Below are 26,932 nucleotides of genomic sequence, written 5' to 3' on the forward strand. Positions count from 1 at the left end.
ATGATTTTCCACTCACTAATCTTTGGCATTTTTGTACTCAAACTTGTCAATCACATACGGTTCGAGCAAACAATACGCCTTTGAATGTGTCGTTTCAGCTACTTCAATTCCTTGTAATTCGGATACATTTACTATCCGAATTCATCCGAACTTTGCTTAGTCATCTGCAAGTTTTCGGCGCGTATGATGCGCTTATGGCATATTCTCCCGAAATACGACAAGCCGCCCGAGCACTCTATTTGAAAGCTTGGACGCCACGTGAAATCGCTACCGAACTGAACCTGAATAATGAGCGCATCATTTATTACTGGGCAGATAAATTCGGTTGGCGCGATATGTTGCGTGAACAAACCATTGATGAAGCGATAGCAAATCGAATTCAAACACTGCTTGAACTTGTTGACCCCAGTAAAAACCAACTAGACATGCTCGATCGGCTTATCAAGCATCACGCTGCATTAAAGAAACAAAGGGCACAAGAAAAGCAGCAAGGTGAGCAACCTTTAAATACAGGGAATAAAAAGCACGACGGTACGAATAGCCGTAACAGCCAGAAATCTAGCAGTAATTCAAAATCTACCAAGAAACGTAAAAGTAAAAAGAATGACATCAGCGAACTGAGTGAAGATGACTTTGTCACATGGCATGACTCCCTGTTTGCCTATCAGCATGTAATGCGCAACAACATAAAACAGCGTATTCGAAACATTCTTAAGTCCCGCCAGATTGGCGCAACTTACTACTTCAGTGGTGAAGCGTTAGAAGATGCGATTCTGACCGGCGATAACCAGATCTTTTTGTCAGCATCACGAGCTCAAGCGGAAGTTTTCCGCAGCTACATCATTGCTATTGCAAAAGAGTTCTTAGACATAGAGCTAACTGGAAACCCGATCATTCTCTCCAATGGTGCTGAACTTCGTTTTTTATCTACCAATAGCAAAACCGCGCAAAGTTACCACGGCCATGTTTATGTAGATGAGTATTTCTGGATACCGAAGTTTGACGAACTAAACAAACTCGCTTCGGCAATGGCTACCCATAAAAAATGGCGTAAAACCTACTTTTCGACACCATCATCGAAAATGCACCAGGCATATCCGTTTTGGACGGGCGACCAATGGCGAAAAGGCAGAGACTCACGCGCCAAAATTGAGTTTCCAACGTTCGATGAATATCGCGATGGGGGTGTACTTTGCCCTGATAAGCAGTGGCGATACGTCGTCACGATTGAAGACGCTGCTGCAGGCGGCTGTGAACTATTTGATATTGAAGAACTGAAGGACGAATACAGTAAAGACGATTTCGATAACCTGTTTATGTGTATCTTCGTCGACGGCTCTTTGTCTGTATTCAAATTCTCTGACCTCGAAAAAGGCATGGTTGACTCTGCCCACTGGCAGGACTTCAAGCCGAAAACAAAATCACCGTTTGCCGGGCGTGAAGTATGGTTGGGTTATGACCCTAGCCGAACGCGAGACAATGCTTGTTTGGTAGTAATAGCTCCACCGGCAGTTGCAGGTGAAAAGTTTCGTGTCTTAGAGAAGCACTACTGGAAAGGGCTTAACTTCCAGTACCACGTGAGTGAAATTGAAAAGGTATTTCAACGCTACAAAGTCACTTACATAGGCGTTGATACTACAGGCATTGGTGGCGGTGTTTGGGACTTAATTAAGAAAAAGCACCCTCGTGAGGCCCACGCCATACATTACAGCAACGAAAACAAGAATCGCTTAGTAATGAAGATGATCGATATCGTAGAAGCAAAACGACTGCAGTTTGATGCCGAACACAAAGACATTGCTATGGCATTTATGGCGATTAAACGAGTGCCGACCAATAGCGGTAACGCTATGACCTTTAAAGCAGAGCGAAGTGAAACAACAGGCCACGCTGATGCGTTTTGGGCCATTTCACACGCCATTATCAATGAGCCGCTAGACCACAACACACCAACGAAATCAACCTGGGCGACTGCAGCATGAACAATCAAAAAGACAAACTAGTACAACAGGAGCAACATGTGGAATCGGTTTATCACCTTGACTCCACACCTGAGGCAATTGACTCAACGAGTTGGATGACTTCATATTCTGAGCTTTTCTATAACGACACTGATGGTTACTGGGAACCTCCAATCTCACGCCAGGGCTTAGCAGAAACTTCACGTGCAAACGCCTATCACGGGTCTTTACTTAAAGCTCGAGCAAATTATGTTGCTGCCCGTTTTATTTCAGGTGGCGGTTCAAGACGTCGGCAGATTCAATCTTTTTGTAATAACTACTTCACGTTTGGTGATGCCGCATTTTTAAAAATCCGCGACCACTTCAAGCGTGTTGTGCGCTTGTTTCCTCTACCGACCATGTATCTACGTAGACGTAAAAATGGGGACTTCGTTTTGCTAGAGCGAGACAACAAGCAACGAGTATACAAAGAGAATGACATCATTTTTTTGCCTCAAGAAGATCTGCAGCAACAAGTTTATGGATTACCTGACTATCTAGGTAGTTTACAAAGTAGCTTACTAAACCGTGATGCAACGCTATTTCGTCGTCGCTATTACAAGAACGGTGCACACATGGGATTCATTTTTTACGCCACGGATCCAAACCTTAGTGATGACGACGAACAAATGCTGAAGGAAAAAATCGCGAGCTCCAAAGGGGTGGGTAACTTTAGAAGTATGTTTGTTAATATTCCAGGCGGTGCAGAAAAAGGGATTCAGCTAATCCCGGTGGGCGATATCGCGACAAAAGATGAATTTGAGCGAATCAAAAACATCACTGCGCAAGATATTCTCGTAGGCCATCGCTTCCCTATAGGAAAAGCAGGAATAATTCCCCAGGGAACGACTAATCTGGGTGACCCCGTCAAAATTGGCAGTGAGTATGCCAAAGACGAAATCATACCTGTATGCGAATTAATTATGGATGAAGTTAACAACGATCCAGAGATAAGAAATATCAAAAATCTACATTTAAAATTTGATACTACGTTTGGAGAATGCTCATAAACCTGTACAAAAACACAGCCCTTTGACGTATCATTATTTGGTCAGTCAATAAGTTAGGTGCTTGTATGAGAGTATTGTGTCCGGAGTGTGGTTGTAAAAGCCGAATTCAAAAATCCAATCGACTATCCAATAGTCATGCCGATTTATATTGCAGTTGTAGTGACCCAGAATGCGGGCATAGTTTTGTGATGAACTTGTCTTATAGTCACACTTTAAGCCCATCGGCAAAAACAACTAGTCAAATAGCTTTTGATTTATGTAAGGCGTTGCCGCCAGAGGCACGACAACAGCTCAAACATCAACTCTCGATACTATAGTGAATCTTGTATAAACGCCGTGCTATCTACTTCAGAAGCCATCTCGACAATGCTCAAGATGGCTTTTTGTTTTTCGGAGTCCAACTGCCCTTTTGTATCAGCCAGTATTAAGCCAGCAATATATGCACCTGCCGCTCTAGTCCTCTCTGTTGCCTCACTATTAGCCACACCATCAATGACGATTTCTAAAGCAGACAACAAGATATCGTTTTGATTTTTATTCGACATATCAACACCCTTACCAATCATTAGTGAAATATACTGTATATCCATACAGTTTTCCACAGTGGTTTTTAGATACCAGTCACTAGTTTGTTATGACGACACATAAAGTAGCTAAAACGTATCTCTGCTGGAGAATGTTAGTTGATTAGCAGTGAGGAGATTTCATTTTGTAATTACTCATTTGAAGCATTTCAATTTTAAAGCAGTATTGCTGCATGACCTTCAGTTTGAAGGTTACTTTTCAATCAAACAAGAAAGCTGAACACTGATTAATATCACTAATTAAACATCTGCTAATTGAAGAGAATTATTAAAGGTTGCAATATCAGTATTGAAAATTATGTTTTAATACAAGCAACAATCTGACTTTTATGAGAACTATAACAACAGAAATTCTATTATCATTATTACTTGGAGCTGTGCCGATAATATTGCTCAGCAATCAACCTGATTTTTCAGCGGCAAAAAGCTTATCGTCTTTGAACCCTGGTGACATTGTACTCAACTACTTCTTATACTTATTATGTATTCATTTAGTTATTTGGTTTTTAAATAGTCAAGTTTTAAAAACAAACCAGTCTATTTCAGCAACGCTACAAAGGGCACACGAGTTCACTCACAAGCTCGGGTTTGCCATTCATGGTGTTTATCGTGTTATAGCAGGTGCTGTTCCAGCGGCAATTTGGTTTGAAATTGATAAGCATGGATTTGTTCAAGGTTGGCAAGCGATAACTATTTTCAGTGTGGTTTTATCAATATCTAGCTTTATCGCTAGTGTAGCTTTAGCCAAAGCTACTAACTATACAGCACCAAGAGCACTTCTTTTCGGTAAATAACATCAAAATTATAGTAGGCATAAATATCAAGTTGCTTACATTGCAAACAAATGTAACTTTTAGAGAGACTATTAATGAACAAATCAATCATTCTGGCCAGTGTTTTCATTGCATTAACTGGCTGTGCTTCACAACCTAATAATGAAAAATTCAATGTACATACAGCAGACTTTACAAAATCTAGTGACTTAAACCTATGTGCTGTCTATGGGGCCAGAGCGAATCGCTCTATTGAAGCTAAGAACGAACTAGTTAAGAGAGGTGTTTTCTCTGATGCTGAGTGGGAAAGCATTGCAGATAACAAAGTATCTGTCGGAATGACAGAGTGTGCTGTTAAAGCGGCCTACTCTGTTAATTTTATAAAACAGAAAACCACAAAATTCAAAAATGGTGATAAGGGTATGACTTTCTTTTATGATTGTAAGTCAAGCAATGCTACGTATTGTCCATTCACAAAAGTAGACTTTGTAAATGGAAAAGTCTCTGCAGTGTCTAAAGTTCAAAAAATATAACACCAAAAGCTAAAAAATCTTGATCTAATTTAAGTGTACCAAACCAGTAGGATGAGAATCACTAGCTTGGTACATTTATTACCAGAATCTGAGTAATGACTACAATCTCATCAATCAAATGGATCTGTCAGATTAGAAGAAAATACGAGTCCATTAAGCTGATTTTGTTCACACATAGCCTTGAACCTCTCTGTACAGTATAAGTTGCTGGCCCCTTCTAATCTTGATTTAAAGATCACTTTATCTTTCACATCATCATCAATGAATGCAAGAACCTCTAACCCATCAGGGCTTCCATATGAGATCTTCTCTACACACTTTTGTCTATCTTCTTTTCCAAAAGTCAGCGATGTATATAAATACCATTGTTCACTTTGATAATTGACAGGTAAAAAATCCCCGCTTTCAGATAAGAAACTATTTAAAGCTTCATATGCTCTCGGCGATAAAACAAGATATGTTCGTAACCATAAGCTAATATCAGGCAATACGGAGTTATCGGTTAATACATCTTCAAACTCGACCTCCGCAGACTTCCAAATATCTTTCAGAGATTTATTTTCAACAGCCTGCAATAAGATTCTCTCAAAATAGTCGAAATCCCCCAACTGGGTAGCGATTTCATCTGGGCCAGAACATACCGACTGAAACTTAGTTAAATCATCTGTAATTTTATAAACCGTCATCATCCTTTCCAAACTTCATTCTTAGCTTCCAAGACCTCTTTAGGGTAGGTGCCACTCTTTAACTCCATTTTGACCCGAAGTAAGTTAGCCTCAAAGTGCTGTTTACTCGGAATACCCTTCGAAAATTTGGAACTAATCCAAGTTTCATAATTAAATGTATGGATCGAACGGTGAGCCGGAGACTTAGGTGCTTCCCAGTTAAAGTCCGTATGCTTCGCATAATTTGTTAACCAAACACCATTTACGGGCGCATTTATGCCAATTTTATGCATGTGCAAATTTAACCTTGCGGCTCTCATTTCTGCTTTTCTAAACCTTCCCGAGCCAGGAATGATATGGTGAGGCTCATGGTTTTTAGTCGGTTTAGGCTCTCCTGCAGCGGTTAGATTATTAGCTAGTTTCGTCGTCGGATGATGCTTTTCAACGAACAACTCTTTCGCATTTTTTTTTAAGTTTTCTGCAGAGTACGATTGTAACTTAGCTTGCATATCTTCAACTCGAGCATGAGCAATGAGTTCAATCCTCATTTTTTTCAAAAACCTCAAGTCTTGTGCTTCAAACTGCAGTCGTTTTGCTCTTTGCTGTTCAGTTTCACCCGCAGGTGGAGCCACACGATACTTGCTATAGAAATCGTCGACTAACGCATCAAAACGATCTAAGGCCAACTCAGCTGCAGTTGGATTACTAGGACGATTCGTTTTTCGTCCAACTATACTCAAATTATGCTTCATACTCGTATCCCTCGAACAAACAAAGCCGTTGGATAACATTCACATAACTGACGAGCAAATAATCAATAGCCTTTATGTGGCCTACAGCTCAGATTTTTATGCAAGCAATAGCATTTTAAATCAACTTTAAGAAATAGCGGTTCACTACTCTAACCTTTAAGTTCTTATGACGACACAAACCGGACTAACTCAATATTGGAAAAAGCCGCCCCTCAAGATAATCTGCCGTAATGCTATACCAATAAGAAAGCTCACTTTCATCAACTTCCATGTGTGGTATAGATTCATGTAATAGTGATTGCCAATAGGACTGATTCTCCTTAAATCGCTGATATTCAGATTGATAGAAGTGGCTCGCGTCTTGTTTTATATCGCTCAGGTCCAAATCTCTGCAATTCAATGACCACCCTCTTGCACCAGCAGCCCAAACCATAAACTTGTCTACTTTATCTTTAGCCAGTTCTCCTTCAAACGTAATGCAGAAGCGATTGTTCGTATTCACGTGCACTCCCCTGCTATGCAAGTTCTGCCTCAGCTTTTCGGCCTGCTTTTCCAAACGGATGATTCTCTGATAAAGCTTGTTCTGATATTCCTCAGGTTTCTGCTGCTTTTTGGCGATCGCTTTGGCCTTAATGGTTTGCTCTTTGGCATTTCGTAGCTTGCGAATTTGCCGCTTAATTGGCTTTTTCCATTGCTCAAGTTTGTAGCCCAACTCCTTAATTATTGCGGTCATATTGCCAGCTTCAAACGAAGCAAGAGTTTCCCAGGCAGGAGCTCTTGAGCACTTCGCGATATTGTATCGATTTCCCTTGATTAGCCCTTGGTCAGCATTTTCACCTTTAGCGGCATAACCGACTGCTTTGATAATGTAAGAACCGGCGGCTTTTGGCTTTTTGATTCGCTCTAATTTCGCAAACCCGTGCCCCCATATCTTTTCAAGTCGCTTAGCCCAAGGACTAAAGAGATGCTCTGGTACTGTCCAACGTAGCAAAATATGAACGTGTGGATTAGGCTCTCCATCTTCATTAGCTGGACACTCGGCTACCCATATGTAATGGAAATCAGCAGGCAAGTTAGTTGGGCCAACATCGCTGGGGTGAACATGTTTAGCAACTTTCTCCTGGGATAAATCACAGTACTTTCGTCCACTATCTTTATCAACTTGGATGGTATGATCCGCAACCCAGCCACGTTGATACATTTTCTTTGCGCCATCAAGAAAACGAGAGACTTCTTTACCTATCGTTGTCTCTAAGGTTTTTTCCATCGAGAACTCTTGCTTGGGCTTTTGTTTAAGATCGCAATACGGCCCGGCTATGACACTGCCCTGGTTCATAGCTTTAACACGCTTACTATCTGAGGTTGGAAACAGCCAGTATTCTCCACCAATATCCGTGATTGGTTGGTCAACTTTCTTTTCGCCGCGCTTGGGATGTATTGTCACCATGTTGCGCTTATAGATTATTGGGTGATGCGATCCCATACTGACACACTCACTTCCATCCAACATTCCGCCGAATATGGCCATCCGTTGTGCCTTGGTGAAAGTCAGCGTCAGAAAAGTAGAGAAACCACCATGGCAAGCTGCAGTGTAAGCCCCTGCCTCAAAGATTTTAGAAACAGAACGGGACGTCAGCTTTTCCGAAAACCTCTCACCACTGTTTTCCGCAGGCGCAGCACTAGATGGCGTTTCGGTTACCGCCTGAAACTTATAAGTTTCATTCCAAGACCGGTGCATTAGCTGCATTGAAATAGGAATCTTTTTAGGTTCGCCTTGTCCTCGTTTTCCATTCTGATTGAGAATGGCAGGTTTGGAGCGCTCGTTCGTTTCATACAAAGCATCATGGCTGAAGTTGGCGTCGGCATTACTGATGATACTTTTAGGGCGTAGAGACTTGCTCAGACTCATCAATTGCTTAATTTGCTTGTCTTTTCTGTGGCGAAATTTCTCTGTCGGACTTTTGCGCCCTTTGACTAGCCTATACTCTTCGGCGATTCTCGCCGCCGCTTCGCGGTCATGTTCCGAGAGGTAATTTACAGATTTATAGAAGTCAGTTCGCTCTTGAAGATCTCGCTCACGCTTAGACTTTCGATTGGGAACGCGGTCATATATCGCTATTTTTTTGACCATTCCGCTATCCAGAAGCGCTTGTTCTTGGTCTGAGTAAATTTTGGAACCTAAAAAACCAGCATTATAGCTGGCGTCATTATTTTTGATTCGGTCCAGGGGCATCACTGCCCCGCCGATATAGAGAAGGTCAGACTGGTTCATACTCTATCCCTAATTTTTCTTTCGAAAACTTAACGAATAGTCTCTGTGTATCAGGAGACTTCAGAAAACCTTCGACCTCTTCGAGTCGAATAGTCATGGTTATGCCCCATCCTTCCGGCCCAGCAAAATATGCAATAGCACACTTTTCATATGTCTTTGTTCGTCCTTCCAAAATTTGAATGACATCATCACCGACACTAACTGAAGTGATCCTTTTATTTTTCATACCGCCTCCAGTTCTTGGGTCGTTACCAACATAAAGCCGCCTTTACCATTGCCTTTGCTCAAAACGCCTTTGGTTAAATGAGTGCAACTGAGGGATACACACGCTTGTTCGATCGCTTGGTCTAGCGAGTCGAAGTCGCCAACCATTAAATTGGCAACTTCTTGAGTGTCTTCATGGCGGATAACACCGCCAGCTGGACAAAGCATTATTGCGGCATATTGCATAAATCAGGCTCCAGTTCTTTCTCATCGCGACGAACGGCAATGCGTTCGATCAAGTAATCTTCAATGTTCAGTAGTTCTTCAAGCGCACGCTCTTTATCAATTAACACAACGTTGTGAGCATGATTCGTTGTGTTTTCATCAAACACAATCACGTTGAGAAGGCTCATTTTTGATGAGTACTCGATACGAATACTGATGACATCTGAGCTATCCAACGCCAAAGCGAACAGACTATTAATAGTTGTTTGGATCGCGAGTTTGTTTGCGACTTCATTTAGATTCATCTTTTATGCTCCTACGCTAAGACGAAAAAAAGCCCCCTGTTACAGGGACAAAGGCTTGGAGAATTAATGCGTACCACTGAATTGGTAATGCTTGAGGCGTCGAACGTCACCAAGATTGCGATCGAACAACGTTGCGATTTCTTTAATCTGTTGCATGCCGTTACGGATTTTTTGAAGCTCCAAATCATTAAAGCTTTCAAACTCTCGCACATGCTCCGAGGCTTTCAGATCACTGGCGACTAAAACCATACCGCGAAAGCGTGGTGGCATCGCGTTCCACAACTGCTTCAACTTGCCGCGTGTAGCGGAACCATTGAACAAAGCTTTACAAGCGGCAATGCTCTCGTTGGCGTTGGGTATTTGCTTTTGTTGTTCCTGTTGAATAGCGAACTGACTCATTGGCTCTCCTTAGGCTAAGCCCGGAAGTGGCGCACCGTTGGCGAGGAAATCTGTGCCCATTTGCATGAGTGGCTGAAAGCCGGTGGTGCGATTTTCTAAATCGTTGACGAACAAAACTAAGTTGCCGATGGCCGCTTGAACCTTGGCAATGGTTTTGCGTTTTTGACTGCGAGGTAAACGGTCTGCACTGCACATGTGCATTGCATCGCTAGACAGCTCACCTGAATATTGGTTGTTAAGTAGCGTGCGCTCTAAAAGGTTCTTCTCTTTCCCGTCTTGAGGTAACTGAACCGTAACCACACCTAGGTCAGCAAAGAGTGTATTCACAATGGTGTAATCGCCGGATTCTTTGCTCAGCAATGCCAAATCCACGGGGTCCAGCTTGTGCGGCTGTTCTGGGTTGAGCTTGTTACGCAACATTCTCCCAGTCAGGCCAATGCGTGGTGCCAGCTTTTCCATATTATGATTGATCGCGAAGTCGCAGCATGCAGCGTTAAAAGATTGCTGTTTGCGTTCGCGGAATCCGCACATAGCGATATTTGCGTCCATGATCCACACTCTTACATGAAAGGCGGTACGAGAATGACAGCCAACGCGAACACATTTAGCCACATCGAGCAGTGCGTTCTAGTTGGAATAAGAGAGGAAAAGCCCATTATTTACCCAAGTGCAGCAATGGCTTCACGTGCCGCCATTTCGTGCATAGCAACCATGTTAATCAATGGCTTATCGCGGCGTTTATCTTTAGGCTTGATGATGACGCGACCTTCTGTTACGTATTGTTTGATGGTGCCCATCGGCAAACCAGTAAGGCGAGAGTATTCTTCGTAAGTCACATACGGACTTAGTGGAGGTATCTTGTACGTTAACATGGTGATATCCTTGTATTTATATCTATCTTCTTCGGTTGTCTCTTGCTTTGGTCGGCGTGACATCCGAAAACAAGTTTAGTATTGATCCGATTTTTCGTACGGTCAACGCATTTTCGTACAAAATTGAAATCAATCACATAATGGTGAACGATTATGAGTGCAGAATTAGCTATTTTTGATTACATCAAAGGCGAGGCATTCACTGATAAACTAAAAGAAATCAATGGCGTAAATTCTCTTGGAGAACTGGCGCAGATATATGGTGTACCTAAAACCACTTTTAGTACTTGGAACTCACACAACAGAAACTCACACGAACTGGTTGTAAGAACTCATTTACGTACGGGCATCCCGGTTAAAGAGCTGATTCTTCCCAACGACTATCCTGAGACCGAACTACACCACTCTTTTTGGGGCAATCAAAAAGCACCTGAAGCTGAGGTGACTTCATCTAGTCCAGAGTTACAGAACCTTCAGTTAGCCATCGTCGCGATTAATAGTTTCTGCCTCACGAACGGTCAACTTGTGCCAACTGGAGAAATCCCATATGCACAACGTATGTTTAACTCTTGGGATTTAGAAGCCAGCAACATCATTGAAATCGAGACGAACGACGGCCGCTTTCTGGTAGATAAAAAGCAGAACGATGCAGTGAGTGGCGAGTATTTGATTGATATGAATGGGCGCCTGTCCATCAACCATATTCAACGATTGCCAAACAAACTAGCAGTCGTGTTTGGCAACGCGACGGTTGAAGTATCTGAGGAAGATATCAAAGTAATTGGCCGCGTGGCGGTGACATTAAGAAAAGAATAATTATTAACTGGTTGTCTAGGAGTAAAACTTATGGATGAAGGAATCTTAATAATCCTCTCTCTTGTCATTCTACCTCTACTTTTACTCATCTTTAACATGAGACGGAGTAGGAAGGCTAGGTTAGCTTTCGAAGAGAAGCTTGCCGATACAAATAGGCAACTCGAATATGCATATGGCAAAGTTGCCCGCCTCGAAGAAGAGCGAAGAGACTTGAAAACTAAGTATGGGCCGATCATAGATATAGAAGGTCATGCAGCCAAATTACTCGATGAAGCAGAAGAAGATGCAGCATCTAAACGAGATCAATCTTTAAAGTTGCTAGCTGAAGCCGAAGCAAACGCGGACGAAATTCGCCAGGAAGCGAAGTCTATCAGGTCAGAAGCGACTCAACGATTGAAAGATTCGAAAGAAAAAGCCGAAGTAATTAAGAGTGAGGCTAGAGTTGAAGCTGAGAAAGTTATTAGCTTTGCTGAGGCTCAAGCGAAGGAAATTGCAGGCGATGCATACGAAGCTAAAGCGAAAGCAGACTCGTATGATAAAGCTATTCGTGCGATGCGAAACACCATTGAAGGCTACAAGGATGACTACATTATCCCTAACCACTCTGTGTTAGACGATTTAGCTGATGAGTTTGGTCATAAAGAAGCAGGTGAAGAACTCAAAGCGGCAAGGAAGAGAGTTCGAGATATGGTTAAGGATGGTTATGCTGGCGCCTGTGATTATGCAGAAATTCACCGCAAAACCTATGCCATTCATTTTGCTGTCGATGCATTTAACGGAAAAGTAGACAGCGCACTAGCGAAAGTTAAACATGATAATTACGGGAAAATTAAACAAGAAATCATCGACGCTTTTGCTCTCGTTAATCACAATGGCGCCCCTTTCAGAAATGCACGCATCAATCCTGAGTACCTAGATGCAAGACTCAATGAACTTAAATGGGCAGTAGCCACTTTTGAACTCAAGAAAATCGAAAGAGAAGAACAAGCCGAAATCAAAGCGCAAATTCGAGAAGAAGAACGAGCTATTAGAGAAATGGAAAAAGCGCGTAAAGAAGCAGAGAGAGAAGAACGTATGCTTCAAAAAGCGCTTGAGAAAGCTCGAGCTGAACTTGCCGCCGCGAATGATGAGCAAAGAGCTCAATACGAATCACAGCTTGCTGAACTCGAGGACAAACTTAAAGAAGCAGAAGAGAAAGGCCAACGCGCCCTTTCTATGGCTCAACAAACTCGCAGAGGCCATGTTTACGTTATTAGTAACATCGGCAGCTTTGGTGAAGAAGTCTTTAAAATTGGTATGACTCGAAGATTAGAGCCAATGGATCGAGTCAAAGAGCTAGGAGATGCCTCAGTTCCTTTCTCATTCGATGTCCACGCTATGATTTACAGTGAAGACGCCCCAGCTCTAGAAAAAGAACTTCACAGAAGATTTGATTTGGACTCTGTGAACAAAGTGAACCCACGCAAAGAGTTCTTTAGAACATCGGTTGCGGAAATCAAACAAGCGGTAGAACAAAATGGTGTTACAGACGTTCATTGGACTCTAAAAGCAGAAGCGGCAGAGTACCGAGAAAGCCTTGCTATCGCTAAAGAGCAGCTAGCGGAAGCCATCGCATAAACTAAGAGGTGACCATGAACCCAATAGATAAGGTTACAGATCCATCATTTACCGAGTCAGCAAAAGGTCTGATGGTGATATTTTGTATTGGAGCAATACACTTGGTAATAGGCGTAGAACTAACTAACGCAAAAATAGCTATACCTTGGTTTCCTACCGTAAACTTTAAACATCCTGAGTATTTGGTTTATCTATATTGGGCTTTGAGTTTTTATGCGATGTATCGCTACTCTTTACACAATGCAATTCTTATTAGAAAAGAGTTTTTTCAAGCTTTGTACGAAAGTTTACGAGGACCAACAGGTAAGAAATTTATATCCGAGGCAATACTCCTTCAAGGCGCTCCTTATTTAGTGGAAAGAAAGAACTCTAAGAATAACGAGATTAGTATTTTAGGCTATATACCGGAGCAAGATCCTAAAACAGGTGAAGAAGTTCAAAATAATGTATTTTACTTCACTTTTAAGTTCAATAAAGACTATCAATTTGAGGAAATATTAGCTTCTTCCGATCCCGGCTGGGATGTAAGTGAAGCTTGCTTTAATCATGAAGAAATACGACAGAAGTGGGGGTTGGATCTATTTATAGATGAAGATCGTCACGAAGAATACCGTTCCACTTTTATCAGAAGTAAAACTTACAACTTGAAACTTGTGTGTATACGAATCAAACCATTCCTCGGAACATTACTAAGCCAAAAAGAAATATTTGACCTTTGTATACCATTGATATTAAACACTTCTCTGTTTTTCGCTTGGGTAATCAAAGCAAGCTTTACTTAGCGACGAGCCTTTTTAAAAATGCGTTGTGATTTTCTGACCGATCCTTATTTACCGTAGAGTTTATAAGAATCAAATTAATCGGGAGACTCTATGAGCACAGTTGTACCTAAAAAAGAAACATTCGAAAATTATGAGCTGATTGATAGAAAGCCGTTTGCAAACCACCTTACTGCTTTCCTGAACACCAAAGCTGAAGAAGGTTATGTGATTAACCTTAATGCTGAATGGGGAGCTGGTAAAACAACTTTCTTACAATGCTGGTACAACGAACTTTCCAAAGGTCACCCAACCATTTACTTTGATGCCTGGCGTTCGGACTTTTCCAAAGATGCTATGTTGGCTTTTATCGACTGCTTTCACGCTCAGTTAACCAGCCCGATTAGCGAAAATAAAGAACTTATTGAATCTCTACTCGCCAAAGGCAGTTACTTTATTCGAAAATCTCTTCCTTCATTATTAGTAGGATATTTGAAGCACAAAACTGGCGCACCTGAAGACGAATCAATATTTGAAACAGCGGAATCGGAGTTTGGAATAGAGATAGATGAAGGCGAAGCCGGTAATGCACTCAAAGACGTATTAAAAGAGATCGTAGAGCAACGCCAAAAAGTTAAAGGAATCAGTGATTTTCAAAATGTACTTGTTGATCTTGCGGATGCGGTCATAATTGCTAATCAACAAGCGGACAATCCCAAGCAATACCCTGTGTACGTTTTGATAGACGAACTCGACCGCTGTAGGCCAAGCTATGCCATCGAGATAATCGAGACTGTTAAGCATTTCTTTAATACTAAACATTTCGTATTTGTCATCGCGACAGATACCGAACAGCTCCAGCATTCTGTCAAGGCAGTTTACGGTGAAGGCTTCGATGCGTACTCATATCTAAGCCGATTTTTTCATCAGACCGTAACGTTACCGGCTCCAAGCATGACAGAATACTTGGTCTCTCGACTATCACCAATAGTCGAGTCTGACTTTGAATTTGATGCACCTTTCTTACTCGATTTCCTCGTGGGGATATTCGAGTGGCACAATATGACTTCACTTCGTGAAATCGACAAAGTGATACAAGATATAGAGGTAGCAAAATCAACCGGAAACAAAAGCTTTAAAATCATCCCATTGGTTTTACTCTCTGTTCTAAAGAGACTGCATCCGCAAAGCTTCAACAAGTTTATAAAAAGTGCCGTTTTACCTTATCGACATGAAAATCAAAATAATGCTGAGGATAAAGACTATCTGTTACCAAAAAATAATAATGTTAAACCTTTGAAAATCAATACAACGTTAATAATACAATTTGAAAATGCGTTACGATACATGTTGCTATCTCTAAACCAGAACGCAGATACGTTAAGTATAGACAACCTTTCTACTTTACCGTCTCACAACCAAAACAACGGTATTTACATCGTTTGTGATGCATACCGCCTCAACCCAATGGGAACTCCCGCAAATAAAGAAGGTTACAGTAAAATACTAAATTTGGCTGGGCATTTTGAGTAAAAACAAAAAACCCATTAACGAGGGGCTCATTTATTCAGAATGGAGAGATACTTCGATCTAAGAAGCGCCTGAATTGCTATGCTCTTCTTTTGCGGCCTCATCTTCAGCTACCACATTCATTTTACGGAAGGATAGATACTTGGTAAAACCTGTAGAGATGATGGCTTTGTTATTGGGAGATATGCCAACATGACCAACGACGATCACGTCTGAGCCATCAAGATCACTGACCTCTTTAATTTTAAAATTCCTAAGGATCTGCTCTTTTAACTCTGGTCGCAACTTTATGCTAGGCTCAGTCCTATAGTCGCCATAATTCAGCCAAAGAACTCCATTACTATCTACGTTCAAGTTGTTTATTGGGCCCCAGAATATGTATTCTTTTCCTGTGTGCTTGTCACTTGCTTCTGATATGGGAACTAAGAAGTCTGCAAGTTGACCTTTAATAATTTCTCTTCCGCCGTCAGTCACAATGTTAATCGTCTGTCCCTTATCCGCATAATTGGGGTTGCGACATAAGTTTGTTAACAGCGCTCTCAAAGATTTATTTAGTGGGAAACCTGAGCCAGACCCAACACCAGATGCGGGCCTTGCCGTTACTCGTGTTGATTCCTCTTCACCGTGCTTGCCATTGTCTTGAGACACGTACAATGAGTTATTGTTGACTTTATCTAGATCTACACGAATATCAGCAGATAAATCTCCTTCTCCCGCTGATTCATCTTCCCCATCAGGTTTCATCAATACCGTCGAAGCATCGCAATCAGGTTTATGACGAGCACCAAAACATGCCATACGGTCGATTTTTGCTGTCTTATACCCCTTAACAAACCAAGCTTTTTCTCCACAAACTTTGCAGTCAATTAATCCTCGAAATTTACCCGGATCGTCCTCATACATTTCCGTTGTACAATCCGACCCATCTTCCCTGTAGGTACAAACAAGCATACTCACCTCAACACATAAACTACCGTACTAATCCCGATTTATCAGCAATTTGTGTATCGGTCAAACCGTAGTCTTCTCTTTGCGATATAGAGCATACTCATTCTTGTTCGTTCATTCTCAACTTAAACATTGCAAAAACTACCACATAGAAATACTGTATATAAAAACAGTTAAATTTATCTCATTATGACAATCCGAAACCTCAAAGACAGCAGCAAAAAACCTTGGCTTTGTGAATGCTATCCACAAGGTCGAGCTGGTAAACGCGTTCGTAAACGCTTTGCAACTAAAGGTGAAGCTGCTGCTTTTGAAATCCACTTAATGAAAGAGGTAGATGACAAGCCGTGGCTGGGAAGTAAGCCCGATCATCGCAGGCTATCTGATTTAGTGGAGTTGTGGTTTAAGCTGCATGGTAAGAATCTCAAGTCCGGTGATCATACTCGCCTGCGCTTAGAAAGTATGGTTTTAGACTTGGGCAACCCTATTGCTTCACACCTTAACGCGAAACAGCTCGCCACTTATCGCTCTAGCCGTTCAAACAAAGGTAGAGGGCAAGAACACAAAGAACTTTCCATCGCTTCGAATAACGTGGATTTTGGGTTGCTAAAAGCGATGTTCAATAAGTTGATAAAACTTGGAGAATGGAAACTACCTAACCCAGTTGATGGTATTGAGGCAATCAAAAAGCCGGAATCCGAACTGACGTTCTTGACCGAACAGGAAATTCGTCACCTGTTCGACGTGGCACAGCACAGCCCGGTTGGTGATGAGTTAACAAAGATATATAAAGTTTGCTTAACGACTGGTGCACGTATCAGGGAAGCGATTTATCTGAAGGGTTCTAACCTGACGAAATACCGCATTACCTACAACAATACCAAAGGAAAACGAAACAGAACGGTACCTATTTCTGAAGAGTTGTATAACCAAATCTATAAGCCAACCAATGACCGGCTTTTCACTTGCGGTTACGGCGTGGCGTACAAATGGCTGACTAAAGCCCTTCCCCATTTACCCAAAGGCCAAGCCACTCACGTTTTACGTCATACCTTCGCGAGTCACTTTATGACTAATGGCGGCAACATTCTCGTGTTGAAGGAAATCCTCGGCCATCAGCATATCGATCACACGATGATTTACGCTCATTTTTCGCCAAATCACCTGAGTGATGCCGTACGTTTCAACCCACTAACAAATCTTAGTATCTAGTCGCCAATTATGGCGACAAAATGGCGACAAAGGTCAGCTTTTGTCGTTATTTATAGGTCACAGTCAGATTGATGAATTACTTATACTCTATGTATAGCAAGGGATAGCAACGATTAAGAAGGTTAGGCAAGGTGGCGACACATAATAAAGCTTTATGTTCATTCCACTAACCTAAAAAGAAAAAGGAGCCAGTACGGCTCCTTCGTATTCTATCGCTAAATGTGAGTATTTACGAATTACTCAGCTTGATCTTCAGCGCGCTGCTGCTTCTTTGATTAGAGGCTGCAGTTCACCTTTTTGGAACATTTCTAGAATAATGTCACAACCGCCGATAAGCTCACCTTCAACCCATAGTTGAGGGAAAGTTGGCCATTGCGCGTACTTTGGTAACTCAGCACGGATATCTGGGTTTTGCAGAATGTCTACGTAAGCGAACTTCTCACCACATGCCATTAGTGCCTGTGACGCTTGAGAAGAGAAACCACAGCTAGGTAGTTTCGGTGATCCTTTCATGTACAGCAGGATTGAGTTTTCAGAGATCTGCTGTTTGATTTTGTCGATAGTTTCCATCGCTTCCTCATTCATGGGTTTGAACTTTATTTATTTGCCACATTCTACTCAATAACGACAGAATAAAAACCATATAATTAATAAGGCTTAATTTTAGGTTGCTCATTGGCGAGCAATGCAGCACTTCACCACTGCTAACCTCTTAAAATATTTTCATATCGGGGTTTTAATAAAGTAAAAACTTGCTAAAATACTTAGCAAGTCAGCCTTAAAGGCGACATAGCTATAAAAAAACACTGGAAGCAATCGAAAGGTCATCCTTTCAAATCAATGGAGAATCGAGTAATGGCATTTGAACTACCAGCTCTTCCTTACGCGAAAGACGCACTAGAACCACACATCTCAGCAGAGACTCTAGACTACCACCACGGTAAGCACCACAACACTTACGTTGTTAAGCTTAACGGTCTTATCCCTGGTACTGAGTTCGAAGGCAAAACTCTAGAAGAGATCATCAAGACTTCTACTGGTGGCGTATTCAACAACGCAGCGCAAATCTGGAACCACACGTTCTACTGGCACTGTCTTGCTCCAAATGCGGGCGGCGAGCCAACTGGCGCAGTTGCAGACGCAATCAACGCAGCATTCGGTTCTTTTGAAGAATTCAAAGCGAAGTTTACTGATTCAGCAATCAACAACTTCGGTTCTTCATGGACTTGGCTGGTTAAGAAAGCTGACGGCTCTCTAGAGATCGTTAACACTTCTAACGCTGCTACTCCTCTAACAGAAGAAGGTACAACACCACTTCTAACTGTTGACCTATGGGAACACGCGTACTACATCGATTACCGCAACGTACGTCCTGATTACATGAACGGCTTCTGGGCTCTAGTAAACTGGGACTTCGTAGCTGAGAACCTAGCGAAGTAATATACTTCCCCCTAAGTTCAATTTAGTCTTATTCAAAAGCCCGCTATTTAGCGGGCTTTTTTGTTTCGCCTTCCCTAGCACCTTTAAATAATTCCCTCTTTTACTAAAGTTTTTCTTATCCACGCCGTTAAAAGAGCATCGAGCGAGGAACATCATGCAAATTCATACGTTAGACAAAGCTGCAATTATCAACGAACTTCAGTTCGGTAATGGTATTAACCATGCCGTACACGAAGGTCGTCGTGCGGATTTCTCGCTGATTCTGTCTATGTTCTCTAATGATGTTCGCGATGTGGTCCCAGTTGAAGAGGTCCAGGAAGTCATCACCAGTGACAGTATTCTTCGCCAACAATTGGGTTTATCGCAACCTCAAGCTCTTCGTTCTGATAGCAGCAGCTATGAACTCGCAGCTGAACAAGCGAAACAGTTTCACGATGCAGGATTGCCTTCCGCAAAGCTGAGCCATTACCTAAAACCAGATGCGCTGACTTACCTGCCTGAAGACACATTCAACCTACCAGAGGAGGTTTATCACAACCTATCTGGTCATGAGCGACGCAGATTGGGCGAACGCAACAAACAACTGATCCCAGATGCTGGGCTATATAATCAGCTAGTGACGGCTCAACGTCAGCATCAAATTCAAGCTAAAGCATAGAGATCCGCTTTTTATCCAATAGCTTGCAATACCTACACGTCAGAAATGTGACATCTTACAAATTACCGCACAATAGTCCTCACTCGAAAGCGTTAGTTTGAAGCCTTTCACACTGAACCCAACGAATTTCAACCATGCTATTAGCACAAACCACTGGTGTATTGTTTTTCACATATGGATACAGTGAAGGTGCTATGGATATCAAAGAATCAATTATTCTCGTCACGTCTGCAGGTTCGGTTATAGGAAGAACCTGTGCAAATCACTTTGCTCACCTTGGAGCAACGTTGATTCTTTGTGACCAAAATTCTAGCGCTTTGAGAGCGAGCTATGAGCAAATCAGCGCTTTCACTGACAAAGTGTATGCGATGAATGTGTGTAGTGATAACACAACGTCCATTAACTTATTGTTTGACCAGATAGAATCACAGCTACGTGCGACACCAGATGTGATTGTTAATTGCTGGACCAGCTCCCCTATGCCTGGCTTAATGGCGCCAGAACCAATGAGTACTTACATTGATCACTTGTCGTCTGCGGCACGCTTCCTTTATACCTACGGCCAAGTAGGAGCAGAGCGCTTTCGAGCCAGAAACAAGAAAGGCGTCATTGTTAATGTCATTTCTCATGACAACCATGAAGACTTTACGGGAGTTGAAAGCATGGCGGCGTTGGTGTCAGGTTTTACTCACAGCTGGGCAAAAGAACTCACACCATTCAACATTCGAGTGGGCGGCGTTATTCCCTCGGTAAATCATACAAAAGAAGAGCTCAACGAGAGGCACTGGGCTGAGATCCAAGACGAACTAGTCCGCAACACAGCATACATCGTCGCGAATGAATACTTCAGTGGCCGAGTAGTTGCGACCGAAGTGTAAGCATACACAGCAACTCTGTTTTCCCAAGCCAGATGTAACTCCTGCACCAAAATAAAAAAAGCCCCAGTCATTTGACTGGGGCTTTAACCTTTTCCCGATTAAGGTTCCGTGCTAGCGAAAACCTTGCTCACTCGATTTTTTAATTACGCGTCAGCTTTTTCTTTCTTTGCTTTAGGTGCTGCTTTTGCTGCTTCTTGGTCTGCTTTCTTCTTGATAACAGTTGTACCTTCGAAAGTTTCGCCTTCAACAAATGCTTTACCGTAGTAAGAAGCCATCAACACATCTTTAAGTTCGCTGATTAGAGGGTAACGTGGGTTCGCACCAGTACATTGGTCATCGAACGCTTCTACCGCTAGCTCATCCAGTTTCGCTACGAAATCTGATTCAGCAACACCTGCCGCTTGGATAGACATTGGGATGTCTAGGTTAACTTTTAGTTCATCCAACCATGCAAGTAGACGTTCAATCTTCTGAGCAGTACGGTCTCCTTCTTGGCTTAGGCCTAGGTGGTCAGCAACTTCAGCGTAACGACGACGTGCTTGTGGACGGTCGTATTGAGAGAACGCAGTTTGTTTAGTTGGATTGTCGTTCGCGTTGTAACGTACCACGTTAGAGATAAGTAGTGCGTTAGCTAGGCCGTGTGGCAAGTGGAACTCAGCACCCAGTTTGTGAGCCATTGAGTGACAAACACCTAGGAATGCGTTCGCAAATGCAACACCAGCGATAGTAGCTGCGTTGTGTACTTTCTCACGAGCGATTGGGTCATTTGCACCGTTCGCATAGCTTGATGGTAGGTACTCTTTTAGCATCTTAAGTGCTTGAAGAGCTTGGCCATCTGAGTATTCGTTAGCAAGAACAGAAACGTAAGCTTCTAGAGCGTGAGTTACTGCATCATAACCACCAAATGCTGTTAGAGACTTAGGCATGTTCATTACTAGGTTCGCATCAACGATTGCCATGTTTGGCGTGATTTCGTAGTCAGCTAGTGGGTATTTAGCACCAGTCTTGTCGTCAGTAACAACCGCGAATGGAGTAACTTCTGAGCCAGTACCTGAAGTTGTAGTGATACATACAAGCTCAGCTTTTTTACCCATTTTAGGGAACTTGTAGATACGTTTACGGATGTCCATAAAGCGCATTGCTAGTTCTTCAAAGTGAGTTTCTGGGTGTTCGTACATTACCCACATGATTTTCGCTGCATCCATTGGTGAACCACCGCCTAGCGCTAGGATAACGTCAGGTTGGTAGCTAGCCATTTGAGCCGCACCTTTTTCTACTACAGACAGTGTTGGGTCAGCTTCAACATCGAAGAATGTTTGAACTTCCATGCCTTGAGCTTTTAGTAGGCTTACTACGTCATCTGCATAACCGTTGTTGAATAGGAAACGGTCAGTTACTAGGAATGCACGTTTCTTACCTTCTAGGTCGCCCAGTGCGATTGGAAGGCTACCACGACGGAAGTAGATTGACTTAGGTAGTTTATGCCACAACATGTTTTCAGCTCGCTTCGCTACAGTTTTCTTGTTGATTAGGTGTTTAGGACCTACGTTCTCAGAGATAGAGTTACCACCCCAAGAACCACAACCTAGCGTTAGAGATGGCGCAACGTTGAAGTTGTACAAGTCACCGATACCGCCGTGAGTAGTCGGGATGTTGATTAGGATACGAGCTGTCTTCATCTTGTCACCGAAGTAACGGATACGGTCAGCGTTAGTATCTTGGTTAGTGTAAAGACCAGATGTGTGGCCGATACCACCAATCTCAACCATAGTTACCGCTTGAGCAACCGCGTCTTCGAAGTTGTCAGCACGGAATAGACCTAGAGTTGGAGATAGTTTCTCGTGAGCGAATGCGTCATCGTGAGATACTTTGCCCAGACCTTCACCAACAAGAACTTTAGTGTCTGCTGGAACTTTAACGCCTGCCATTTCAGCGATTGCTGCTGCTGGCTGACCTACGATTTTCGCGTTTAGCGCACCATCGATAAGAAGCACTTTACGAACTTTATCAGCTTCTGCTTTGCTTAGGACATACGCTTTGTGAGAAGCAAAGCGCTCTTTCACTTCGTCGTATACTTCGTCTACTACGATTGCAGCTTGCTCAGAAGCACATACTACACCGTTGTCGAAAGTCTTAGACATAAGGATAGAAGCAACAGCACGTTTGATGTCTGCTGTTTCATCGATAACAACAGGAACGTTACCTGCACCTACACCGATTGCTGGCTTACCAGAAGAGTAAGCGGCTTTAACCATGCCTGGACCACCAGTTGCAAGGATAAGCGCGATGTCATCGTGTTTCATTAGAGCGTTTGAAAGCTCAACAGAAGGCTGGTCGATCCAACCGATGATGTCTTTTGGTGCGCCTGCTGCTACTGCTGCATCTAGAACGAGTTTAGCTGCATCGTTAGTTGAGTTTTTCGCACGTGGATGTGGTGAGAAGATGATACCGTTACGAGTCTTCAAAGAGATTAGAGATTTGAAGATCGCTGTAGAAGTTGGGTTAGTCGTTGGTACGATACCGCAGATGATGCCTACAGGCTCAGCGATAGTCATAGTACCTAGGTTGTCATCCTCTTCTAAGATGCCACACGTTTGTTCGTCTTTGTATTTGTTGTAGATAAACTCAGAAGCAAAGTGGTTCTTGATTACTTTATCTTCAACAATACCCATACCAGATTCTTCTACCGCTTGTTGAGCTAGCGGGATACGGGCCTGGTTAGCTGCAAGCGATGCTGCACGAAAGATTTTATCTACTTGCTCTTGAGAGTAAGTAGCGAACTCTTCTTGCGCTTTCTTAACGCGAGCAACCATTGCATCTAGTTCAGCCATATTAGTTACAGGCATAGGGAATCTCCTAAAATTAACAAATATTAAAAACTTTTTACTAAGGCTATTACTTATCGTTTTTACTGTTTATCAGTCACTTAGAAAACAAACGTCTTAGTAAATTGCTTTCAGGACTGAGTATAATATTTCAGAGTGTGAAAAAAATTGACTTGGATCAGTTCTCACCACCTAAATACTACCAAAGTGGTGCCTCATCACACCAAAATGACATAAATCACTGATAAACAAATAAATTAACTTTCATTTTTTATTGAGTAAAAAAGAAGCAAATGGACAAATAAATAAAAGAAACTACAACAACCTGTAAAAAAGTTTCATTTTTGACCAACAAAATTACATGTAGGCCCAATTCTTTGTGCTACTGAGAGTATATCGAACCGAATACATCTCTCTACAAACCACCTTGGTTTTTATCAAAAATGTGCGAATGTTAACGTTTATGTAAAACAGTGCAATTTATCAGCAACTTTATACGTAACATTTCCTTTCCAGATTAGATACAGTTTATTAAAGAATTAGTTTTTCTCACTTAAATGGCAGGGAATGCGTTAGTTTTTTTCATTTCTTACAACCTAACTTTTGCCTTACATTACGCCCAAATTACCCCTTCTCCTTTTCACTAATGTGAACTTTGATGAGTACGCAACATGCAAACTTTTGAACTTGCTATCTTCTTGCAGTTTTTTCTCGGTTTGGTCGCCGCAGTAAACCCTGTTGGTATCATGCCTGTGTTTGTGTCACTAACCGGGCATATGACACCAGACGAAAAGCGCAATACGGCAACAACAGCAAATGTGGCTGTTGCGATCATCCTGATCATTTCGCTTTTTGCTGGTCAGTTACTGTTAGACATGTTCAGTATTTCTCTGGATTCGTTTCGTGTCGCTGGCGGGTTGCTATTACTTAGCATCGCATTCTCGATGATGAGCGGTAAACTGGGGGAAGATAAGCAGAACAAACAAGAGAAAACGGAATACGTCAGTCGTGAACAGATTGGTGTGGTCCCTCTTGCAATGCCTTTAATGGCAGGTCCTGGTGCAATCAGTTCGACTATTGTTTATGGTGCACGCTACCCAAGCATGTTCGATACCGTGGGCATTAGTATTACGATTGGTTTGTTCTGCCTTTGTTCATGGCTATTATTCCGTTCTGCCCCATTGATCGTACGATTTTTAGGTCAAACTGGAATCAACGTCATTACTCGTATCATGGGTTTGATATTGGGCGCGCTTGGCATAGAGTTCATTGCGAATGGCTTACGCAACTTATTTCCAGGATTAGCCTGAGTTTCTATAAAATTGTATGATAGAGCGATTCAACAATGGATCGCTTTGTCATGACGACTGACTCTCTTAAACATACTCTATATGTCACCATTTTTGGTACTCATACCAAAGCTGGTAAAACGTTCGATATTGCTCTCATTATCGCGATCATCAGTTCGTTAATCGTACTGGTGTTAGATTCGATACCCTCCGTTCGGGCCGAGTGGGAAAAAGAGCTGAAGTTTATTGAATACACATTTACTGGCCTATTCACGATTGAATACCTTCTAAGGCTTTATTGCTCCCCCAAACCTGCCGCCTACGCAAAGAGTTTTTATGGTGTCGTCGATTTACTTGCGATTTTGCCCACTTATTTAGCACTCTTCTTCCCATCCGCTTCGTTTATGGGTGTGATCAGGGCGCTGCGAGTGATGCGAATATTCCGCATACTCAAGTTAGTCCGATACCTCCAAGAGTCCAATATCCTCTTACGTTCACTGCTTATGGCGCGCAGAAAGATTTTTATCTTCTTTAGTTCCGTCGCCATTATGGTAACGATTTTCGGCTCGTTGATTTTTATCATTGAAGGACCTGAAAACGGATTTACTAGCATTCCTAAAAGTATTTATTGGGCGATCGTGACCATCACAACGGTTGGGTATGGTGACTTGGTCCCCCAAACAGACCTAGGTAAAGGGCTTGCATCACTCACCATGTTACTGGGTTATTCCATTTTGGCGGTACCTACAGGTATTTTCACTGCCGAACTGCACCAAGAGATGCAATCGCACAAAGTATTGGTGAAATGCCCAAACTGCTCCCACGCAGGGCACGACTCTGACGCAATTTACTGTAAACATTGTGGTAGTGAACTGGCCGATCCAGACAAAAGAGTCGTTCGAACAGAAGACGACGCATGAAAAAAGAGCTCCCTAAGGAGCTCTTTTATTTTGTCATCAAATAAAGGATTGATGTGATTATGCTTTCTCAGACAGAATAATTCGCAGAGTACGACGCAACGGCTCCGCAGCACCCCAAAGCAGTTGGTCACCAACAGTGAAAGCATTTAGGAAATCATCACCCATTGCCATCTTACGTAGACGACCCACTGGTACAGACATTGTGCCCGTAACTTTTGCCGGTGTTAGCTCTTGAGCAGTGATGTCACGGTCGTTAGGAATCACTTTCACCCAATCGTTATGAGTGGCGATGATTTCTTCGATTTCGTCCATTGGTACATTTTGTTTAAGCTTGATAGTAAGTGCTTGAGAGTGACAACGCATCGCGCCAATACGCACACAAGTACCGTCAATTGGGACAGGTGAACTTTGAGAACCCAAAATTTTATTCGCCTCGGCGCCCGCTTTCCACTCTTCTTTACTCTGACCATTATCGCGCTTCACATCGATCCATGGGATCAACGAACCAGCTAGTGGCACACCGAATTTATCGGTAGGGAAAGAGCCGCTGCGCATTGTATCCGCGACTTTCTTATCGATATCTAGGATAGAGCTTGATGGGTTTGCAAGTTCAGAGCTAACAGAGTCATTGATAACGCCCATTTGCGAGATCAATTCACGCATATTTTGCGCACCAGCACCAGATGCGGCTTGGTAAGTCATTGCGCTTGTCCACTCAACAAGGCCTTTCTCAAATAGACCACCTAGCCCCATTAGCATTAAACTAACCGTACAGTTACCACCGACAAATGTGTTCGTGCCACCGTGGATGCCTTGTTGGATTTGCTTTAAGTTCACTGGATCAAGTGTGATGATCGAATCTTCAGCCATACGTAGCGTAGAGGCCGCATCAATCCAGTAGCCTTTCCAACCAGCCTGACGAAGTGCAGGGAAAACTTTTTCTGTGTAGCTACCACCTTGACAGGTGATTACCGCATCAAGCTGTTTTAAGCTTTCAATATCATACGCGTCTTGCAGTAAGCCTGCGTCTTTTCCTAAGTTAGGAGCAGGAATACCAACTTGAGAAGTACTGTAGAATACTGGTTCGATTAGGTCGAAGTCTTTCTCTTCAACCATACGCTGCATAAGGACTGAACCAACCATACCGCGCCAACCAACTAAACCAACTCTCATCGTATTAACTCTCCATGTATTAAAAAACCTACCCCATAGTTAATTTTTCACAGCAAAATCTCAACCCCTATTTTGTAAATAAGCGCGTTTTTTAACCTTTTCCTCTGAAAAACCGGGTTACACGAGATTTTTTAGTGTTTGGTTTGCGGTTTTAACCATTTTTCAAGTAGGGAAAGCACTTTAGCCCCCTAATTGGTCTTACCACTCAATGAGAAAATAACACATGAAGCACAATAATTTCACATTACACAACATTTAAAACCAAAAAAGTTAA

29 protein-coding genes are annotated in these 26,932 nt (G+C 42.4%); 15 read left to right on the forward strand and 14 right to left on the reverse strand.

Features of this window, described 5'->3' with window-relative positions:
- The first annotated feature begins 194 nt into the window (after positions 1–194).
- From IQP38_RS12320 to IQP38_RS12330, 3 genes are all read left to right on the forward strand, one after another.
- A complete protein-coding gene (locus tag IQP38_RS12320; RefSeq protein WP_017821169.1) occupies positions 195–1,982 on the forward strand; it encodes a terminase large subunit domain-containing protein in 1,788 nt (595 codons plus the stop codon).
- Entirely contained in the window at positions 1,979–3,010 is a 1,032-nt protein-coding gene (locus IQP38_RS12325) for a phage portal protein (RefSeq protein ID WP_017821168.1), read from the forward strand. The genes IQP38_RS12320 and IQP38_RS12325 overlap by 4 nt, the downstream gene beginning before the upstream one ends.
- Before the next feature lie 65 nt (positions 3,011–3,075).
- Positions 3,076–3,327 (forward strand): ogr/Delta-like zinc finger family protein, encoded by a 252-nt coding sequence (locus tag IQP38_RS12330; protein WP_017821167.1) that lies wholly within the window; start codon positions 3,076–3,078, stop codon positions 3,325–3,327.
- Here the strand turns inward: IQP38_RS12330 and IQP38_RS12335 are convergent.
- Positions 3,322–3,600 carry a hypothetical protein gene (locus tag IQP38_RS12335; protein WP_017821166.1) on the reverse strand — a complete coding sequence of 93 codons (279 nt, stop codon included), beginning with the start codon at positions 3,598–3,600 and terminating at the stop codon, positions 3,322–3,324. The two genes, IQP38_RS12330 and IQP38_RS12335, sit on opposite strands and share 6 nt — an antisense overlap.
- A 323-nt stretch (positions 3,601–3,923) precedes the next feature.
- On the opposite strand from IQP38_RS12335, the gene IQP38_RS12340 reads away from it, so the two are divergent.
- Positions 3,924–4,388, forward strand: coding sequence for a hypothetical protein (locus IQP38_RS12340; RefSeq protein ID WP_193837618.1), 465 nt, complete (start codon positions 3,924–3,926; stop codon positions 4,386–4,388).
- 74 nt (positions 4,389–4,462) lie between these two features.
- Positions 4,463–4,900, forward strand: a complete 438-nt coding sequence (locus IQP38_RS12345; protein WP_017821164.1) for a hypothetical protein — start codon at positions 4,463–4,465, stop codon at positions 4,898–4,900.
- A gap of 110 nt (positions 4,901–5,010) precedes the next feature.
- Here the strand turns inward: IQP38_RS12345 and IQP38_RS12350 are convergent, their stop codons facing one another.
- The 9 genes from IQP38_RS12350 to IQP38_RS12390 all read right to left on the reverse strand — a co-directional run bounded on the left by IQP38_RS12350 (position 5,011) and on the right by IQP38_RS12390 (position 10,594).
- Positions 5,011–5,586, reverse strand: coding sequence for a hypothetical protein (locus IQP38_RS12350; protein WP_017821163.1), 576 nt, complete (start codon positions 5,584–5,586; stop codon positions 5,011–5,013).
- Positions 5,586–6,317, reverse strand: a complete 732-nt coding sequence (locus IQP38_RS12355) for an AHH domain-containing protein (RefSeq protein ID WP_017635458.1) — start codon at positions 6,315–6,317, stop codon at positions 5,586–5,588. The genes IQP38_RS12350 and IQP38_RS12355 overlap by 1 nt, the downstream gene beginning before the upstream one ends.
- Before the next feature lie 184 nt (positions 6,318–6,501).
- Positions 6,502–8,589 carry a hypothetical protein gene (locus tag IQP38_RS12360; RefSeq protein WP_193837619.1) on the reverse strand — a complete coding sequence of 696 codons (2,088 nt, stop codon included), beginning with the start codon at positions 8,587–8,589 and terminating at the stop codon, positions 6,502–6,504.
- A complete protein-coding gene (locus IQP38_RS12365) occupies positions 8,576–8,815 on the reverse strand; it encodes a hypothetical protein (protein ID WP_054576242.1) in 240 nt (79 codons plus the stop codon). The genes IQP38_RS12360 and IQP38_RS12365 overlap by 14 nt, the downstream gene beginning before the upstream one ends.
- Positions 8,812–9,039 (reverse strand): hypothetical protein, encoded by a 228-nt coding sequence (locus IQP38_RS12370; protein ID WP_042522490.1) that lies wholly within the window; start codon positions 9,037–9,039, stop codon positions 8,812–8,814. Before IQP38_RS12370 ends, IQP38_RS12365 begins: the two co-directional genes overlap by 4 nt.
- The gene (locus IQP38_RS12375; protein ID WP_065645124.1) at positions 9,021–9,323 is read right to left on the reverse strand and encodes a hypothetical protein; all 303 of its coding nucleotides are present in this window, start codon (positions 9,321–9,323) and stop codon (positions 9,021–9,023) included. Before IQP38_RS12375 ends, IQP38_RS12370 begins: the two co-directional genes overlap by 19 nt.
- A 63-nt stretch (positions 9,324–9,386) precedes the next feature.
- Positions 9,387–9,722 (reverse strand): hypothetical protein, encoded by a 336-nt coding sequence (locus IQP38_RS12380; protein WP_042522492.1) that lies wholly within the window; start codon positions 9,720–9,722, stop codon positions 9,387–9,389.
- A 9-nt stretch (positions 9,723–9,731) separates the two neighbouring features.
- Positions 9,732–10,271: a phage regulatory CII family protein gene (locus IQP38_RS12385; RefSeq protein WP_193837620.1), complete on the reverse strand. Its 540-nt coding sequence runs from the start codon at positions 10,269–10,271 to the stop codon at positions 9,732–9,734.
- A 110-nt stretch (positions 10,272–10,381) separates the two neighbouring features.
- Complete coding sequence (locus IQP38_RS12390) at positions 10,382–10,594, reverse strand: hypothetical protein (protein ID WP_017821157.1); 213 nt, start codon at positions 10,592–10,594, stop codon at positions 10,382–10,384.
- A gap of 153 nt (positions 10,595–10,747) precedes the next feature.
- Here IQP38_RS12390 and IQP38_RS12395 point away from each other — a divergent pair, with 153 nt between their 5' ends.
- The 4 genes from IQP38_RS12395 to IQP38_RS12410 all read left to right on the forward strand — a co-directional run bounded on the left by IQP38_RS12395 (position 10,748) and on the right by IQP38_RS12410 (position 15,318).
- Positions 10,748–11,410, forward strand: a complete 663-nt coding sequence (locus IQP38_RS12395; protein WP_193837621.1) for a helix-turn-helix domain-containing protein — start codon at positions 10,748–10,750, stop codon at positions 11,408–11,410.
- Between the two features lie 210 nt (positions 11,411–11,620).
- Positions 11,621–13,027, forward strand: coding sequence for a DUF4041 domain-containing protein (locus tag IQP38_RS12400; protein WP_228010052.1), 1,407 nt, complete (start codon positions 11,621–11,623; stop codon positions 13,025–13,027).
- Positions 13,028–13,041: 14 nt separating this feature from the next.
- Entirely contained in the window at positions 13,042–13,809 is a 768-nt protein-coding gene (locus tag IQP38_RS12405; RefSeq protein WP_193837623.1) for a hypothetical protein, read from the forward strand.
- Positions 13,810–13,899: 90 nt separating this feature from the next.
- Positions 13,900–15,318: a KAP family P-loop NTPase fold protein gene (locus IQP38_RS12410; protein WP_193837624.1), complete on the forward strand. Its 1,419-nt coding sequence runs from the start codon at positions 13,900–13,902 to the stop codon at positions 15,316–15,318.
- 57 nt (positions 15,319–15,375) lie between these two features.
- Here IQP38_RS12410 and IQP38_RS12415 read toward each other — a convergent pair whose 3' ends face one another.
- A complete protein-coding gene (locus tag IQP38_RS12415; protein WP_228010053.1) occupies positions 15,376–16,218 on the reverse strand; it encodes a hypothetical protein in 843 nt (280 codons plus the stop codon).
- 234 nt (positions 16,219–16,452) lie between these two features.
- Between IQP38_RS12415 and IQP38_RS12420 the strand changes: the two genes are divergently transcribed.
- Entirely contained in the window at positions 16,453–17,475 is a 1,023-nt protein-coding gene (locus tag IQP38_RS12420) for a tyrosine-type recombinase/integrase (RefSeq protein ID WP_193837625.1), read from the forward strand.
- A gap of 252 nt (positions 17,476–17,727) precedes the next feature.
- Here the strand turns inward: IQP38_RS12420 and IQP38_RS12425 are convergent, their stop codons facing one another.
- Positions 17,728–18,045, reverse strand: coding sequence for a Grx4 family monothiol glutaredoxin (locus tag IQP38_RS12425; RefSeq protein ID WP_193837626.1), 318 nt, complete (start codon positions 18,043–18,045; stop codon positions 17,728–17,730).
- Between the two features lie 285 nt (positions 18,046–18,330).
- Between IQP38_RS12425 and sodB the strand changes: the two genes are divergently transcribed.
- From sodB to IQP38_RS12440, 3 genes are all read left to right on the forward strand, one after another.
- Positions 18,331–18,915, forward strand: a complete 585-nt coding sequence (sodB, locus tag IQP38_RS12430; RefSeq protein WP_005396533.1) for a superoxide dismutase [Fe] — start codon at positions 18,331–18,333, stop codon at positions 18,913–18,915.
- A 154-nt stretch (positions 18,916–19,069) separates the two neighbouring features.
- Complete coding sequence (locus tag IQP38_RS12435; RefSeq protein WP_033907342.1) at positions 19,070–19,573, forward strand: VC2046/SO_2500 family protein; 504 nt, start codon at positions 19,070–19,072, stop codon at positions 19,571–19,573.
- A 134-nt stretch (positions 19,574–19,707) separates the two neighbouring features.
- Complete coding sequence (locus IQP38_RS12440; protein WP_005380732.1) at positions 19,708–20,451, forward strand: SDR family oxidoreductase; 744 nt, start codon at positions 19,708–19,710, stop codon at positions 20,449–20,451.
- 143 nt (positions 20,452–20,594) lie between these two features.
- Here IQP38_RS12440 and adhE read toward each other — a convergent pair whose 3' ends face one another.
- Positions 20,595–23,297 (reverse strand): bifunctional acetaldehyde-CoA/alcohol dehydrogenase, encoded by a 2,703-nt coding sequence (gene adhE / locus IQP38_RS12445; RefSeq protein WP_005380731.1) that lies wholly within the window; start codon positions 23,295–23,297, stop codon positions 20,595–20,597.
- Between the two features lie 650 nt (positions 23,298–23,947).
- On the opposite strand from adhE, the gene IQP38_RS12450 reads away from it, so the two are divergent.
- Positions 23,948–24,586, forward strand: coding sequence for a YchE family NAAT transporter (locus tag IQP38_RS12450; protein WP_005380729.1), 639 nt, complete (start codon positions 23,948–23,950; stop codon positions 24,584–24,586).
- 35 nt (positions 24,587–24,621) lie between these two features.
- On the forward strand, positions 24,622–25,485 hold the full coding sequence (locus tag IQP38_RS12455) for an ion transporter (RefSeq protein ID WP_005380728.1): 864 nt from the start codon (positions 24,622–24,624) through the stop codon (positions 25,483–25,485).
- A 57-nt stretch (positions 25,486–25,542) separates the two neighbouring features.
- Here the strand turns inward: IQP38_RS12455 and asd are convergent, their stop codons facing one another.
- The gene (gene asd / locus IQP38_RS12460; RefSeq protein ID WP_005380727.1) at positions 25,543–26,658 is read right to left on the reverse strand and encodes an aspartate-semialdehyde dehydrogenase; all 1,116 of its coding nucleotides are present in this window, start codon (positions 26,656–26,658) and stop codon (positions 25,543–25,545) included.
- Positions 26,659–26,932: the final 274 nt, after the last annotated feature.

The sequence above is a fragment of the Vibrio sp. OPT41 genome (assembly GCF_015163595.1).
Lineage (GTDB): Bacteria > Pseudomonadota > Gammaproteobacteria > Enterobacterales > Vibrionaceae > Vibrio > Vibrio alginolyticus.

Excerpts from the sequence above, each read along its gene's own strand:
- IQP38_RS12325 (WP_017821168.1), top strand. The coding sequence starts at position 1,979 with ATGAACAATCAAAAAGACAAACTAGTACAACAGGAGCAACATGTGGAA.
- IQP38_RS12320 (WP_017821169.1), top strand. The coding sequence starts at position 195 with ATGGCATATTCTCCCGAAATACGACAAGCCGCCCGAGCACTCTATTTG.
- IQP38_RS12425 (WP_193837626.1), bottom strand. The coding sequence starts at position 18,045 with ATGGAAACTATCGACAAAATCAAACAGCAGATCTCTGAAAACTCAATC.
- IQP38_RS12330 (WP_017821167.1), top strand. The coding sequence starts at position 3,076 with ATGAGAGTATTGTGTCCGGAGTGTGGTTGTAAAAGCCGAATTCAAAAA.
- IQP38_RS12365 (WP_054576242.1), bottom strand. The coding sequence starts at position 8,815 with ATGAAAAATAAAAGGATCACTTCAGTTAGTGTCGGTGATGATGTCATT.
- asd (WP_005380727.1), bottom strand. The coding sequence starts at position 26,658 with ATGAGAGTTGGTTTAGTTGGTTGGCGCGGTATGGTTGGTTCAGTCCTT.
- IQP38_RS12355 (WP_017635458.1), bottom strand. The coding sequence starts at position 6,317 with ATGAAGCATAATTTGAGTATAGTTGGACGAAAAACGAATCGTCCTAGT.
- IQP38_RS12415 (WP_228010053.1), bottom strand. The coding sequence starts at position 16,218 with ATGTATGAGGACGATCCGGGTAAATTTCGAGGATTAATTGACTGCAAA.
- IQP38_RS12335 (WP_017821166.1), bottom strand. The coding sequence starts at position 3,600 with ATGGATATACAGTATATTTCACTAATGATTGGTAAGGGTGTTGATATG.
- IQP38_RS12440 (WP_005380732.1), top strand. The coding sequence starts at position 19,708 with ATGCTATTAGCACAAACCACTGGTGTATTGTTTTTCACATATGGATAC.
- IQP38_RS12395 (WP_193837621.1), top strand. The coding sequence starts at position 10,748 with ATGAGTGCAGAATTAGCTATTTTTGATTACATCAAAGGCGAGGCATTC.
- IQP38_RS12345 (WP_017821164.1), top strand. The coding sequence starts at position 4,463 with ATGAACAAATCAATCATTCTGGCCAGTGTTTTCATTGCATTAACTGGC.
- IQP38_RS12410 (WP_193837624.1), top strand. The coding sequence starts at position 13,900 with ATGAGCACAGTTGTACCTAAAAAAGAAACATTCGAAAATTATGAGCTG.
- IQP38_RS12435 (WP_033907342.1), top strand. The coding sequence starts at position 19,070 with ATGCAAATTCATACGTTAGACAAAGCTGCAATTATCAACGAACTTCAG.
- IQP38_RS12350 (WP_017821163.1), bottom strand. The coding sequence starts at position 5,586 with ATGACGGTTTATAAAATTACAGATGATTTAACTAAGTTTCAGTCGGTA.
- IQP38_RS12360 (WP_193837619.1), bottom strand. The coding sequence starts at position 8,589 with ATGAACCAGTCTGACCTTCTCTATATCGGCGGGGCAGTGATGCCCCTG.
- IQP38_RS12340 (WP_193837618.1), top strand. The coding sequence starts at position 3,924 with ATGAGAACTATAACAACAGAAATTCTATTATCATTATTACTTGGAGCT.
- adhE (WP_005380731.1), bottom strand. The coding sequence starts at position 23,297 with ATGCCTGTAACTAATATGGCTGAACTAGATGCAATGGTTGCTCGCGTT.
- IQP38_RS12455 (WP_005380728.1), top strand. The coding sequence starts at position 24,622 with ATGGATCGCTTTGTCATGACGACTGACTCTCTTAAACATACTCTATAT.
- IQP38_RS12420 (WP_193837625.1), top strand. The coding sequence starts at position 16,453 with ATGACAATCCGAAACCTCAAAGACAGCAGCAAAAAACCTTGGCTTTGT.
- IQP38_RS12405 (WP_193837623.1), top strand. The coding sequence starts at position 13,042 with ATGAACCCAATAGATAAGGTTACAGATCCATCATTTACCGAGTCAGCA.
- sodB (WP_005396533.1), top strand. The coding sequence starts at position 18,331 with ATGGCATTTGAACTACCAGCTCTTCCTTACGCGAAAGACGCACTAGAA.
- IQP38_RS12380 (WP_042522492.1), bottom strand. The coding sequence starts at position 9,722 with ATGAGTCAGTTCGCTATTCAACAGGAACAACAAAAGCAAATACCCAAC.
- IQP38_RS12370 (WP_042522490.1), bottom strand. The coding sequence starts at position 9,039 with ATGCAATATGCCGCAATAATGCTTTGTCCAGCTGGCGGTGTTATCCGC.
- IQP38_RS12390 (WP_017821157.1), bottom strand. The coding sequence starts at position 10,594 with ATGTTAACGTACAAGATACCTCCACTAAGTCCGTATGTGACTTACGAA.
- IQP38_RS12375 (WP_065645124.1), bottom strand. The coding sequence starts at position 9,323 with ATGAATCTAAATGAAGTCGCAAACAAACTCGCGATCCAAACAACTATT.
- IQP38_RS12450 (WP_005380729.1), top strand. The coding sequence starts at position 23,948 with ATGCAAACTTTTGAACTTGCTATCTTCTTGCAGTTTTTTCTCGGTTTG.
- IQP38_RS12385 (WP_193837620.1), bottom strand. The coding sequence starts at position 10,271 with ATGGACGCAAATATCGCTATGTGCGGATTCCGCGAACGCAAACAGCAA.